Annotated in this window: 10 protein-coding genes; 8 read left to right on the forward strand and 2 right to left on the reverse strand. The window is 37.6% G+C overall.

Annotated features, from left to right (window positions below):
* Positions 1-205 precede the first annotated feature (205 nt).
* Positions 206-1,096 (forward strand): UTP--glucose-1-phosphate uridylyltransferase, encoded by an 891-nt coding sequence (locus tag D1092_RS00330; protein WP_120121671.1) that lies wholly within the window; start codon positions 206-208, stop codon positions 1,094-1,096.
* Positions 1,097-1,135: 39 nt separating this feature from the next.
* Positions 1,136-2,128 carry a KpsF/GutQ family sugar-phosphate isomerase gene (locus D1092_RS00335; protein ID WP_120121672.1) on the forward strand — a complete coding sequence of 331 codons (993 nt, stop codon included), beginning with the start codon at positions 1,136-1,138 and terminating at the stop codon, positions 2,126-2,128.
* Between the two features lie 276 nt (positions 2,129-2,404).
* Here D1092_RS00335 and omp10 read toward each other — a convergent pair whose 3' ends face one another.
* Complete coding sequence (omp10, locus tag D1092_RS00340) at positions 2,405-2,773, reverse strand: outer membrane lipoprotein Omp10 (RefSeq protein ID WP_120121673.1); 369 nt, start codon at positions 2,771-2,773, stop codon at positions 2,405-2,407.
* 254 nt (positions 2,774-3,027) lie between these two features.
* Here omp10 and D1092_RS00345 point away from each other — a divergent pair, with 254 nt between their 5' ends.
* The 3 genes from D1092_RS00345 (at position 3,028) to guaB (ending at position 7,988) form a co-directional block, all read left to right on the forward strand.
* Complete coding sequence (locus D1092_RS00345) at positions 3,028-4,413, forward strand: sigma-54-dependent transcriptional regulator (protein WP_148255593.1); 1,386 nt, start codon at positions 3,028-3,030, stop codon at positions 4,411-4,413.
* Positions 4,414-4,755: 342 nt separating this feature from the next.
* Positions 4,756-6,327 (forward strand): phospholipase D family protein, encoded by a 1,572-nt coding sequence (locus tag D1092_RS00350; RefSeq protein WP_120121674.1) that lies wholly within the window; start codon positions 4,756-4,758, stop codon positions 6,325-6,327.
* 161 nt (positions 6,328-6,488) lie between these two features.
* A complete protein-coding gene (gene guaB / locus D1092_RS00355; protein WP_120121675.1) occupies positions 6,489-7,988 on the forward strand; it encodes an IMP dehydrogenase in 1,500 nt (499 codons plus the stop codon).
* 179 nt (positions 7,989-8,167) lie between these two features.
* Here guaB and D1092_RS09390 read toward each other — a convergent pair whose 3' ends face one another.
* A complete protein-coding gene (locus D1092_RS09390) occupies positions 8,168-8,314 on the reverse strand; it encodes a hypothetical protein (protein WP_167309290.1) in 147 nt (48 codons plus the stop codon).
* A gap of 417 nt (positions 8,315-8,731) precedes the next feature.
* Here D1092_RS09390 and D1092_RS00360 point away from each other — a divergent pair, with 417 nt between their 5' ends.
* The 3 genes from D1092_RS00360 (at position 8,732) to D1092_RS00370 (ending at position 12,628) form a co-directional block, all read left to right on the forward strand.
* The gene (locus D1092_RS00360) at positions 8,732-10,018 is read left to right on the forward strand and encodes an RsmB/NOP family class I SAM-dependent RNA methyltransferase (protein WP_120121676.1); all 1,287 of its coding nucleotides are present in this window, start codon (positions 8,732-8,734) and stop codon (positions 10,016-10,018) included.
* Between the two features lie 134 nt (positions 10,019-10,152).
* Positions 10,153-11,709: a glutamine-hydrolyzing GMP synthase gene (gene guaA, locus D1092_RS00365; protein ID WP_120121677.1), complete on the forward strand. Its 1,557-nt coding sequence runs from the start codon at positions 10,153-10,155 to the stop codon at positions 11,707-11,709.
* A gap of 196 nt (positions 11,710-11,905) precedes the next feature.
* Positions 11,906-12,628 (forward strand): glycerophosphodiester phosphodiesterase, encoded by a 723-nt coding sequence (locus tag D1092_RS00370; protein ID WP_120121678.1) that lies wholly within the window; start codon positions 11,906-11,908, stop codon positions 12,626-12,628.
* Positions 12,629-13,335: the final 707 nt, after the last annotated feature.

Consider the following 13,335-nt stretch of genomic DNA (forward strand, 5'->3'; position numbering starts at 1 on the left):
TTAGTTTAATTGATAATATGATCAAGAAGAGAAAAAAACTGCAACAAATAATTTGTTTAATTCTTTCAATAAATTCTCATATTCTCTTTTACATTCTTGATTGCCCATTATAAGGATAATCAAAACAATAAGATATCTTTTTTACCATTTCATAAAAACATATGATAAATAAAAAGATTATATGAATTCATTGAGGAGGGTGAGTTTGCATAAAATTCGGAAAGCAGTATTCCCCGTAGCCGGTCTTGGTACACGTTTTCTTCCTGCAACAAAAACTGTTCCTAAAGAAATGCTAACAGTTGTTGATAAGCCTGTTATTCAATATGTTGTGGATGAGGCTCGGGAAGCTGGCATTGAGCATTTTATTTTTGTGACTGGACGCAATAAAGCAGTCATTGAGGATTATTTTGATGCGCAAGTTGAATTATATACAAGGCTTGCTGAATGTGGAAAAAAAGAAGATTTGGCGCATTTATACCGTTTACAGCCGTTGCCAGGGACAACTTCTTTTACGCGGCAACAGAAACCTCTGGGGTTAGGGCATGCGCTTTGGTGCGCGCGTGAATTGGTTGCAGACGAACCTTTTGCTCTGTTATTACCTGATATGTTGATACAAGCAAAAAAGGGGTGTCTTTCTGAGATGATAAGCCTTTATGAAAGGACGGGAGGGGGAAATATTATAGCAGTTCAAGAATGCGATCCTAGAGAAACCCATAAATATGGTATTGTGGGGAAAGGCAAACAGATTGCCAATGGTTTTAAAATTACAAAAATGGTAGAAAAACCAGCGCTTGGAACGGCACCATCAAATTTATACATCAATGGACGTTATATTTTGCAGCCAGAAATTTTTAATATTCTTTCCACTCAAGAACGAGGAGCAGGAAATGAAATTCAACTAACAGATGCGATGATAAGGCTTTCAAACGAACAGGATTTTTGGGGTTTTCAATTAGACGGGCGCACTTTTGATTGCGGTTCTAAAGCTGGTTTTGTTGAAGCTAACGTTGCTTTTTCTTTGGCACGTGCTGATATGCACAGCCATGTTTCTGCCTCATTGAAAAATTTACTAGAAACCATTAAAGTTGAACAATGATGTAGATCTCTCATTTAATTTTATTGATTGAATTTGATTATGACAATACCATTTCCTCATAGGGCTTTACAGGGTGCTGTCGCATCGGCACTTAAAACATTTGCCAGTGAAAAGCAAGGGCTTGAAGCCCTTGAAGCAGCTCTTCTTGGCAGTCTTTCATCTTCTTTTGAAGCAGCTGTTCAAACCATTAAAAATGCTCCCGGACATGTGGTTATTACGGGTCTTGGAAAAAGTGGTCATATCGGGACAAAAATTGCAGCAACCTTAGCTTCAACTGGAACACCTGCTTTTTTTGTTCATGCTGCAGAAGCCAATCACGGTGATCTTGGTATGATTGGATCTGATGATGTGATTCTTGCTTTATCATGGTCTGGTGAAACGCAAGAATTAAGTGGCATTATGAGTTATGCAGCCCGTTTTCGTATCCCTCTGATTGCCATGACATCAAGTGAGCTCTCTGTATTAGGGCGACAAGCTGATATTGTTCTCTTATTACCAAAGATAGAAGAGGCCTGCCCTCATGGTTTAGCCCCTACAACTTCAACAATTATGCAATTGGCAATGGGAGATGCATTAGCAGTTTCTCTTTTAGAAATGCGTGGTTTTACCAAAACCGATTTCAAAATATATCATCCTGGTGGCTCTCTTGGTGCAAGCCTTAAATACGTGTGTGATATTATGCACGAGGGTGATTGTATTCCTTTGGTTATGCAGGGAACAGCTATGACTGAAGCTATGAATGTTTTGGTAGAAAAACATTTTGGTTGTGTTGGTGTTATCAACTCAAAAGGTGAACTCATTGGAATTGTAACCGATGGTGATCTGGCTCGGAATATTCATTTTAATTTATCAAAATTTAATGTTGATGAGGTGATGACCAAAGAGCCTAAAGTTGTAAAGCCAAATACACTTGTTGGTGCAGCAATGGCTTTTATTAATGATCATCATATTGGTGCATTTTTCGTGGTTGAGGATAAAAAACCGATAGGAATTGTTCATTTTCATGATCTTTTGCGCATCGGTGCTGCTTAGATTAAAGTTCCCTATCAGATAAAATGTTTATTTTAGGCTAAAATAGATGGAACGATACAAAGTCATGATTTTATTGTGAAGGAGCTTTTTGCTGATCTTTTGTGAAAAAAAGAATGATTGTTCTACGCATTTTTCATGTTTAGAAAATTCTACGGATAGAGATTATATCAGTCTTTTTGCATATTTTAGAGGGGATTTTCTATCAGGAGGAGAAAGGATCACCTCCTGTTTGATGCATGAGCTCCATCTGTTCTTAGGTTAAGAGAAGCTTTACTTTTACTTTGTTGAAGATTTCCGCTTAAGGAAAAACTGCGCTCCTGTATGTGAGGTGCAGAGAAGTTGTGTGGCGTCATATGACATTGTACAATTGACTCTAGAAATTGTTCCACGGAGAATAGAGCGTATTTCAATTTCTATATTTTGGGCATTGAGATAATTATATACCCCTTCTGATAGTTTTTCTTTTGTATCTGCTGCACGCGTTTCAAAAACGCCATTGTGGAAAGAAGAAATAATACCATTCTCATCAACCCATTTTCCATCAATTCCAGTTGACATATTAGGGTTATAATATTGTGAAAATCCACAGGCACTTAATAGCAAAGCGATGATTGTAAGACATAAAATATGATAGGTATGTTTCATTTATTTCACTCTAATTTAGGTTATTTTGCTCTCTATTTTCTATAAAGTTATTAAATTGAGCCATGAGTCAATATGAAAAATTTGATAAAAATCAATGAAAAAGCAAAAAAATAGAAAAAAATGCCTTAATGTTGTATTTAATTAACAGCTTGATGAAATGTGCAAGTGAAACACAAGAGGTGAAATATTTCTTATGGTTTACAACAATTTTTACATTAAGCTGCTGAGTAGTCTCAAAGGAGATTATTGACATTATGGTTGGTCCCATTCTTGTTGCGAGTGAAGATTATGGAAGGCGTATAGAGCTTTCTGCTATGCTCCGAGGTTTTGGTTACCGTGTCATTGAAGCAGAAAATGGCCTCCGTACAATTGATCTTTTACACAGACGTAAAAACATTGTGCTTGCACTCCTTGATGTTGTTATGAGTGATTTGAGTGTAAGTGATTTGATTAAAATGATTAGAGTTGCTGGTGTTTCTGTTCCTATTGTTGTGATAGCACAACAAGAGAATCAGGATTTACTTCAGAAAGCTTTAACAGCTGGAGCTATTGACTATTGGATTCATCCAGTAACATTATTACGTGTAAGAGTTACTTTAGATATTCTTGCCCTTATTTCTGCTTTAGAGCATGAGGTTCGAGATATTCGGCGAAAGAAAGAGAATCATTTATGTTTTTCGGACCTTTGCATAAAAAGTAAAACGATGCAGATCGTTTTAGAGCAATCCAGAACAGCAGCAACGACTTCACAGAATCTTTTGATAGAGGGTGAAATTGGAACAGGTCGTGAGACTTTAGCTCGGATTATTCATCATGAAGGTTTATTCTCAAAGGGTGATTTTATTCGTTTTCAATGTTCAGCGATTGTTGATCCAGAAGAAGAAAATCAGCATTGGTTTAAAGAATTTCTCCCCCTCGTTTCTTCACTTAAAAATGGGACACTTTGCCTTTGTGATATTGATCGGCTTGAACCCATACAGCAAAAACGGTTTGCTCATTATCTTAAAGAAAGGGAAAAGGATACAAAAGGAGAACTTTTTCCTTTTCGGATCATTGCTATTTCAACATCGCGTTTAAAGGATTTGGTTAAAGAGAACTGTTTTTTGCATAGTTTGTTTGAGCAATTTTCTCATCTATCAATTAGCGTTCCCGCTTTACGAGAATTAAGGGATGACTTTCCAGAGATTACACAACGCTTGATCGATCGCATCATAACAGAAACAGGACGATCACATGTCCATGGTTTAGCAGGGTCAGCTCTTTCCTTGCTTATGCAGTATGATTGGCCTGGCAATAGAAATGAGCTTGAAAATTTTCTATTTCGTGCGATTTTACTCAGTGAAGGACCGTTATTAACTGTTCGAGATTTTCCCCAATTAATGGGAAGTTCATTAATGAATGTTCCAAATATCATTGAGGGTAATATGCAAGAAGATAAAGAGCAAGATTCTATACAATTTTTGAATACTGATGGGCATGTGCGTACTTTTGCAGAGATGGAACATGATATTATTGAGAAAGCGGTTAAACATTATAAGGGACATATGAGTGAAATTGCGCGCCGCCTTCATATTGGTCGCTCTACACTTTATAGAAAAATGGAAGAATTAAAAGCGATAAGAAATCAAGATCAAAAGTAAAACTCATAATAAATCATCTTTTGATGATAAGCATTATTTTCAAAAAAGTAGAAGGGCTTTTGATAAAGTTAGTGGGAGGAGTTTAAAAGAAAGCAATCATTTATTATAAATTTTATTGGGCCATTTTATTGTTTGTTTCATTTTATACATTTATTAAAGCTGAGAAATATTTTTTAAGCTTTTAAATATTACAGCTAAAATTTTTACGTCATAGAATTAAATTTATACTCTTTTAAGCAAGAAGTGGCATTTTATCTGCTATACAGTTAAAATAAAATGATTAAGTATTATGGTTCGTATCACGGGTGATGCGATAGCTTAAAAATAGAAAGTTTATCTTCTTTGACTCTTTTACAGATTATTATTGGTTTTATTCTCTTTTTTTTTATTGCATCTATGTTGGCAATTTACACCTATGGGCGTTTTGTAAAAAGTGCTAGGGGAGAATCTTCTTATGCATTGCCTATTCAGAAGGATGAAACCAAGCTTGATCGTATCGTTAGTCAATTGGCTGAGAAAGAAAATGGTTTGGGGGTTAATAAAGATGCTCTTTCCCTCATCATCAGCAATTTAGATGCATTTTGTGTTCGTTCAATAGGTGCGGCAGAAGCTGGACGTAGCCTTGATCTGATGTATTATATTTGGGACGATGATTTAACGGGGCGTTTATTATTAAGTGAAATAGTTGAGGCTGCTGATCGGGGCGTTCGGGTGCGATTGCTGTTGGATGATATTAACGCTCAGGCACGTGATCCAGCTTATATTGCACTGGATAAACATCCTCATATTGAGGTGAGAGTATTTAATCCAGGGAGATCGCGTAAAGGTGGTTTACGCCGCGGTTTAGAGATTATATTACGGGCAATTACTGTAACACGTAGAATGCATAATAAAGCTTTTATTGTTGATGGCAGAGTCGCTTTTGTAGGAGGACGTAATCTTGCAGATTCTTATTTTGATGCTGCTGAAGAATCTCATTTTCGAGATTTAGATTTGATGTTAATCGGTCCCTCCGTTAAAAAGGTAGAAAGTATTTTTGATGATTTTTGGAATAGTGCTGTTGTTTTGCCAATTCATACTTTGGTTATTCCTAAAGGCGCAAGCGATCTTAGCTATTGGAAGGATAAACTACGAAAATTTCGGGATTCTAAGGTTGCAAAAGTTTATTTAGATTATGTCAAGGAGCACATTAACTTTGATTGTTTTATCCAGACAGGAAAGCGGTTATTTTTAGCTGATAAAGTTGTTGTTCTTTCTGACCCTCCAGAAAAAGCATTGCGTAAAAAAGCGAGCAATTGGCTTATGAAGGCCCTTTCAAAGGTTATTGGAAATGCCCAAAATACAGTTCAAATTACTTCACCTTATTTTGTTCCTGGTAAAGTTGGAACGCAGAATTTTAGTAATTTGGTTTCAAAAGGTGTTGATGTCAAAATTCTCACAAATTCTTTGGCCGCGACTGATGTAGCATTAGTGCATGGTGGTTATGTCCCGTATCGTAAGGCATTGTTAAAAAGTGGTGTTAAGCTTTATGAATTAAAAGCAGAAGGCAATTCCCATGGGTTACGATTGTTTCGATCGAGTAAGGCAAGTTTACATGCCAAAGCTTTTTTAGTTGATCGTAAAACAGCTTTTATTGGATCTTTAAACTTTGATCCCAGATCAGCAGCGCTCAATACAGAAATGGGCATTCTTTTTGAATGTGCTCCCATTACAGCAAGGCTAGATTTGTTGTTTTGTGAAGAAACGACGGGCGAAATGAGCTATCATCTTCGTCTTGGTAAGGATAATCGTATTTATTGGGATTTTATTGAAAATGAAAAAAAATATAGCATTGATTATGAGCCAGAAAGCAATTTTTGGCGTCGCGCATTTGCAAAAATAATAAGTTGGTTACCGATTGAATCACAATTGTAAATTTTTATAAACCACACTTAAAAAAGATATTTATTTTTCTTTTCATTTTGTTTGTAGCATGGCATAATTTTTTGCCAATCTACCCTATGAGAACCGCAGTTGTATTTTAAAACTTCTTGCGGTGTTTTGTTATAATATTTTATTATAAAAGGAATTTTGCTATGGCAAAGATTGTTGAAACGGGAACAGGGGCATTGGCACTGACTTTTGATGATGTACTTTTACAGCCAGGTCATTCTCTTGTTATGCCTAGTCAAGTGGATCTTGGGACGCGTATTGCAGCTGATATTAAGCTCAATTTGCCATTACTTTCCGCTGCAATGGATACGGTAACAGAATCGCGTTTAGCAATTGCTATGGCTCAAGCTGGTGGTCTTGGGGTTATTCATCGTAATATGTCTCCTGCAGAGCAGGCAGAAGAAGTCCGCCAAGTAAAAAAGTTTGAATCTGGTATGGTTGTTAATCCAGTTACAATTGGACCTGATGCAACCCTTGAAGAAGCGAAAACTTTGATGCGCTTTCATGGCATTTCAGGTATTCCGGTTGTTGAAAATAGTATTAAAGGTGAGACTGCTGGACGGCTTGTTGGTATTTTGACCAATAGGGATGTTCGTTTTGCATCGGATCCAAAACAAAAAATTTATGAATTAATGACGCATGAGAATTTGATCACAGTGCGTGAAAATGTTCAACTCAATGAAGCAAAATATCTTTTACATCATCATCGTATTGAAAAACTATTGGTTGTGGATGAACAAAATCGTTGTGTCGGTCTGATAACAGTTAAGGATATTGAAAAAGCAAAATTAAATCCAAACGCGGCTAAAGATTCTCAAGGGCGCTTGCGTGTTGCAGCGGCTAGTAGTGTTGGGAATGATGGCATTGAACGTGCTGAACGTCTCATTGACGCAGGTGTTGATGTGTTGGTGATTGATACAGCGCATGGACATTCTCAGCGTGTGCTAGAAACTGTTGAACGGATTAAAAAGATGGCTTCCTCTCCAGCTGTTATTGCTGGGAATGTCGCGACCGCTCAAGCAACGCAAGCATTGATTGACAGTGGTGCAGATGCGGTAAAAGTTGGTATTGGTCCTGGCTCTATTTGTACAACGCGTATTGTTGCTGGCGTTGGTGTTCCTCAACTTGCAGCTATTATGAATGCTGCAGAAGTTGCTGAAAAAGCGGATATCCCCATCATTGCGGATGGCGGGATCAAAGCATCGGGTGATTTTGCTAAAGCTTTAGCGGGGGGGGCTTGTGCAGCAATGATCGGTTCTCTTTTAGCGGGGACAGAAGAAAGTCCTGGTGAAGTTTATCTTTATCAAGGTCGATCTTTTAAAGCCTATCGCGGTATGGGATCTGTTGGTGCTATGGCACGAGGATCAGCAGATCGCTATTTTCAAGATGACGTTCGTGATGAGTTGAAGTTAGTTCCTGAAGGTGTAGAGGGTCAAGTGGCCTATAAAGGTCCTATAGCATCAGTGCTCCATCAGCTTGCTGGTGGGCTGCGTGCTTCGATGGGTTATGTTGGGGCAAAAGACCTCGTAGAGTTTCGTAAAAAAGCAACGTTTGTTCGTATTACTAATGCGGGCCTCCATGAAAGCCATACGCATGATGTTTCGATCACACGGGAGAGTCCAAACTATCGAGGCCCAGTTTGAAGGAATAAGAGCTTAACGTCGTATTGCATGGATGTAAAATCTTCCGAGATCAAGGAAGAGAGAAGGTTCTTTTTTCTGGTTTTTGTTTGGTGTAATAATCCAGAAAAGGAAAGAATTAGAGACTAAAACTCTAATTCTTTCTGTTAGGACTATGTGAAGTAAATTATATAAAGTTAGAATTAACTTTTTGTTGTTTTGCGTCCCACCTTTGACGTACGTTGGCGAGTGTTTGCCTGATCACTTTGGACGGATTTCTTTCCATTGTTTGAGGGCGTTGTATTGTGACGACTTTTAGATGAAGTTGTTTTTCCATTATTATAAGTCATTATTTTCTCCTTTTAAATTATCTGGCAGTTGCCAGTATAGTGAAAACGGTCATGCCAAATAGTGGTTCCAAGCATTTTTTAAAAAGTTAATTTTTTGTTGAGAGTCAGATGAACTTATCTCATCTTGTTAGAAGGTTTTTTCTCCTTTTTCAGAAGGATTATATTTTCAAGATGGAAGATATCGGATTTTTTAGCGTAAGAGGATTTTATGTATTTTAGAAGGATAAAAAGCCAATGGGCAGAAAATAAAAGGAAAAATCTAGATACACTAATTGGGGTCTTATCAAGAAGTATGCTCAGATTATTTTAAAAGTGAATGTAAATTTTTGATGGCTTTGAGAAGGTTTCATTGGCAATAGGAAGATAATATTATTTTTAAAACGGTTTAGGGTTTTATTATTTTAATGGGAGAAGTGAATGCGATTAGGTGGGCGTTTGCAAGCAGCAATAGATGTTCTCAAAGAGATAGAAATGAGGCATCGTCCCGTAGGAGAAGCTTTAAAGGATTGGGGGCTTTCTCATCGCTTTGCTGGAGCAAGTGATCGTGCCGCCATTGGTACAATCGTTTATGATGTTTTAAGACGACGATATTCTTTACAATGGCGTATGGAGAGTGATGAGATTCGGGATATTGTTTTTGCTACCTTATTAGATACAGGAAAAATGACGCTGGAGCAAATTGATAGTACATTAGAAGGAGATCGGTTTGCACCGCAGTTATTAGGGGATAAACAGCGCAAATCTTGGCAAAAGCGGCAACTAGTGGATGCACCGGACTATATTCGTGGTGATATTCCTCAATGGTGCCAAGCACATCTTTATCCTTTATTTGGTGATAACTGGATCGTGGAAGCTGCTGCGCTAGCAACGCGTCCCTCTTTAGACCTACGGGTCAATAGCCTAAAGGCAACGCCAGAAAAAGTGCTGAAAGAGCTATCAAAAACTAAACTTCAATCGTTTTCATGGTTTCGGCAAGCCTTAAGAGTTGCGCCGATTGAAAAATTTGATCGCCATCCCAATGTTCAAGTGGAACCAGCTTTTCAAAAAGGGCACTTTGAAATACAGGATTTAGGGTCTCAAATTGTTGCTCATCTTGTGGAAGCTAAAGAAAGCATGCAGGTGTTAGATTATTGCGCCGGTGCTGGTGGTAAAACATTAGCTTTAGCTTCCGATATGAACAATCGTGGGCAAATTTATGCTTATGATTCTGATAAGGCACGCCTAGCGCCTATTTTTGATCGTCTTCGACGCGCTGGTATTCGTAATGTACAAACACGAGTACAAAAAGAAGAATTGAAGTCTTTAATAGGCCAGATGGATAGAGTTTTGTTAGATGCACCCTGTAGTGGGACAGGAACATGGCGTCGTCGTCCAGATGCGAAATGGCGCTTAACATTAGAGCAGGTAAAACAACGCCAAACAGAACAGAGGGCGATTTTGAATGCGGCGATAGATTATCTTAAGCCAAATGGGCGCTTAGTCTATATTACCTGTTCTCTTTTTGCAGATGAAAATGAGGAACAAATTTCCCATTTTCTTCAACAACATGCTCATTTTTCTCCAATAGATATGCAGACACTTTGGCAGACACATTTTAGTTCTCCGCCTGTACAACCAGTCTTTTCCAATTATGGACTGACGTTATCACCTGCAACAACACAGACAGATGGGTTCTTTTTATCTATCTTGCAAAAAAAACATTGATCCATATTTTTTCATTTTTTATCGTAAATTTTACGAGAATAATCTTTTTCTTAAGAAAACAGGCTTGTGCAAAGAGAAAGATTGAATCATAACTCTCATGAGTTCTCTTTTTTACAATTGTTGATTGGTTTTTTATGAGCATATCACATCCAGACACTGTTCTTATTATTGACTTTGGTTCACAAGTTACACAACTCATTGCGCGACGAGTTCGAGCAATGGGGGTATACTGTGAAATTGTTCCTTTTCAATTGGCTTTAGAAGCCGTGCGTCGCATAAATCCTCAAGCTATTATTTTATCAGGCAGTCCTTATTCCGTTATTGATGAAGGCTCCCCGCGTGCTCCAATAGAAATTTTTGAGTCTGGTATTCCGATTCTTGGTATTTGTTATGGGGAGCAAGTTATGTGTGTTCAGCTTGGAGGAAAGGTTGAAGCTGGCCATGAGCGTGAATTTGGTCGTGCTTTTTTAGAAATCCAAGAGGAGAGTGCCCTTTTTGATGGAGTGTGGGAAAAGGGTTCTCGTTATCAAGTATGGATGAGTCACGGTGATCGTGTGGCAGCTTTACCAGAAGGTTTTCGTGTCATAGGAACTTCAAAAGGAGCTCCCTATGCGGCTATTGCTGATGAGAAAAGACATTTTTATGCAGTACAGTTTCATCCTGAAGTGATCCATACACCGGACGGTACAAAACTTTTACAAAATTTTATTCATAAGATCTCTGCGATTAAAGGCAATTGGTCAATGGCTTCTTATCGTGAGCAGGCTGTTGCGACAATACGACAAAAAGTCGGGAAAAGTCGAGTGATTTGCGGTCTTTCAGGAGGAGTGGATTCTTCTGTTGTAGCAGTGCTTCTTCATGAAGCCATAGGAGATCAATTGACATGCATTTTGGTTGACCATGGATTAATGCGTAAGAATGAGGCGCAGGAAGTTCTTACATTATTTCGCGATCACTATAACATAGAGCTTATTCACGTTGATGCTGCTGATATATTTCTTAATGCTTTAGAAGGTGAGACAGATCCAGAGAAAAAGCGCAAAACGATAGGGCGCCTTTTTATTGAAGTTTTTGAAGAAGAAACTAAAAAAATAGGAGGTGCAGAGTTTTTAGCACAGGGAACACTTTATCCAGATGTTATTGAGAGTGTTTCTGCTATTGGTGAATCGGTCACCATTAAAAGCCATCATAATGTGGGGGGCTTACCAGAACAGATGAATATGAAACTTGTAGAACCGTTGCGTGAGCTCTTTAAGGATGAGGTTCGCTTGCTAGGACGAGAGTTAGGCTTACCTGAGCAGTTTATTGGTCGCCATCCTTTTCCAGGTCCAGGTCTTGCAATTCGCTGTCCAGGGGCTGTGACCCGTGAAAAATTAGAAATTTTACGTGAAGCAGATGCTATCTATCTTGAGGAAATTCGTAAAGCCGATCTTTATGATGAAATTTGGCAAGCTTTTGCTGTTCTTCTTCCTGTCCAGACTGTCGGAGTGATGGGGGATGGTCGCACGTATGAATTTGTTTGTGCGCTTCGCGCTGTCACATCTGTCGATGGAATGACCGCTGATTTTTATCCCTATGATATGGCATTTTTAAGTAAGACAGCATCACGCATTATTAATGAAGTTAGAGGGATTAATCGTGTTGTTTATGATGTAACCTCAAAGCCTCCTGGGACCATTGAATGGGAATAATTGAAATGAAGGATAAGCTTTTTAAGAATAAAATATGATTGAGGGTTTGATATTTAGAAAAATGTAGAAAAAATCTTAAAAAATAATTGTGCTCGTTCATAGGAATAAGCCTTTTGAAAATCTATACACTAATATCGTTGAGAGCCAATATTATTTAAACTATGGTCCTTTAAAATTGAGAAGTGTGAAATTTTGCATGTCTGAGAAAAAAATTGTTGCACACCGTGGTGGAGCGCATCTTTATCCTGAAAATACCTTTTCAGCATTTATTAACGCTATAGCGTTAGGCGTTGATGAGATTGAATGTGATGTTCATTTGCTGAAAAGTGGTGAGGTGGTTGTTTTTCATGATTTCCGTCTAGATCAATTGGTTGGCAAAAAGGGATATATTCACGATATTGATAATGAAACACGCAAACAACTCTGCGTGAAAGGAAGCCAAGAAGCACCTCCTCTGCTAGAAGAGGTACTTGATCTTTTAGGTCCAACCAATGTTGGCTTGCATCTTGAAATCAAAACATGTGGTGAAGTGGAGCGTGAAACAATCTTATCTCAAAAAGCGCTTGCACTCATAAAAAATCGAAACTTAACAGAACGGGTTTCTGCCATTAGTTTTGATCCTTTGATCCTTCGTCCTTTTATTGAAGCAGGAATACCATCTGGTCCATGTGTTGACCATGTTGAAGATGATATGGATCGTCATTTTTCTGAATGGAAACAATTGGGTTACTCTGATTTAAGTTTAGATGGTTCCATTGTCTCACAGGATTTTATTGAAGCAGCTCTTGAAACTGGTTTTACTGTAGGGGTATGGACAATCAACGGAAAAGCTCGATTATCACATTGGCTTAATATGCCAGTACATTATATTACGACAGATCAACCTGATCTTGCATTACAATTGCGTGCACAAAGGTAAAAAATATATTTCTATAAAATCTCTGTATTTTTATAAAGCCAGTGTAATGGAAGAAAGCAGGAAGTATTTTCTTTTGAAAAATGATAACACGTTGATTTTTAATGATAGTTAAACACCTTTTATATTAAGTGAGAGCGTTTAATATCAAGAGATTTTTTTACAATGATCAACTAAAATCATTTGCTTGCATATTACAAGTGGGGTTGGTGGGGTGATAAAAAGCTGTTGAGAAAAAATACTTTTAAAACTCTCTTAAAAAAAGCTTTATTGGAGCATTAGAGGCATCATATAATGACGCCGTTTCGCACTTTTATAAAATGTAAAGATGATGGCATACAAAATCCTTATATACTTTAGCGAAGAGGCTTTATGACTTATTTTGCATAGGAGCGATCATGGAATGTAGATGTATGAAAAGACTTTTTTACAGCATGAAAATTGGTCATACAATATCGTTTTGTTTTACATGAGGGATATGATTCCATTACAGGGAGGGAAACGCTTAAGCGTTTCAAAATAATTTTCTTCATTTTAAGAGAACTTCTATTTGTCTCTTCGTGAAATTCAGTCGTAACATCATTTTAAGCTTATAAGCCGAAAATTATAAGGCAAATAATAAAAGAATAAACAATTATTTTTTTAAAAAAGGAAATCCAGATATTATAGATATTTCAAAAGTCATTAAATGACATTTACGATCTATGCCT

The organism is Bartonella krasnovii (assembly GCF_003606345.3).
Lineage (GTDB): Bacteria > Pseudomonadota > Alphaproteobacteria > Rhizobiales > Rhizobiaceae > Bartonella > Bartonella krasnovii.

Coding starts and splice junctions, on each gene's coding strand:
- D1092_RS00335 (WP_120121672.1), top strand. CDS start 1,136: ATGACAATACCATTTCCTCATAGGGCTTTACAGGGTGCTGTCGCATCG.
- omp10 (WP_120121673.1), bottom strand. CDS start 2,773: ATGAAACATACCTATCATATTTTATGTCTTACAATCATCGCTTTGCTA.
- D1092_RS00345 (WP_148255593.1), top strand. CDS start 3,028: ATGGTTGGTCCCATTCTTGTTGCGAGTGAAGATTATGGAAGGCGTATA.
- guaB (WP_120121675.1), top strand. CDS start 6,489: ATGGCAAAGATTGTTGAAACGGGAACAGGGGCATTGGCACTGACTTTT.
- D1092_RS09390 (WP_167309290.1), bottom strand. CDS start 8,314: ATGACTTATAATAATGGAAAAACAACTTCATCTAAAAGTCGTCACAAT.
- D1092_RS00360 (WP_120121676.1), top strand. CDS start 8,732: ATGCGATTAGGTGGGCGTTTGCAAGCAGCAATAGATGTTCTCAAAGAG.
- guaA (WP_120121677.1), top strand. CDS start 10,153: ATGAGCATATCACATCCAGACACTGTTCTTATTATTGACTTTGGTTCA.
- D1092_RS00370 (WP_120121678.1), top strand. CDS start 11,906: ATGTCTGAGAAAAAAATTGTTGCACACCGTGGTGGAGCGCATCTTTAT.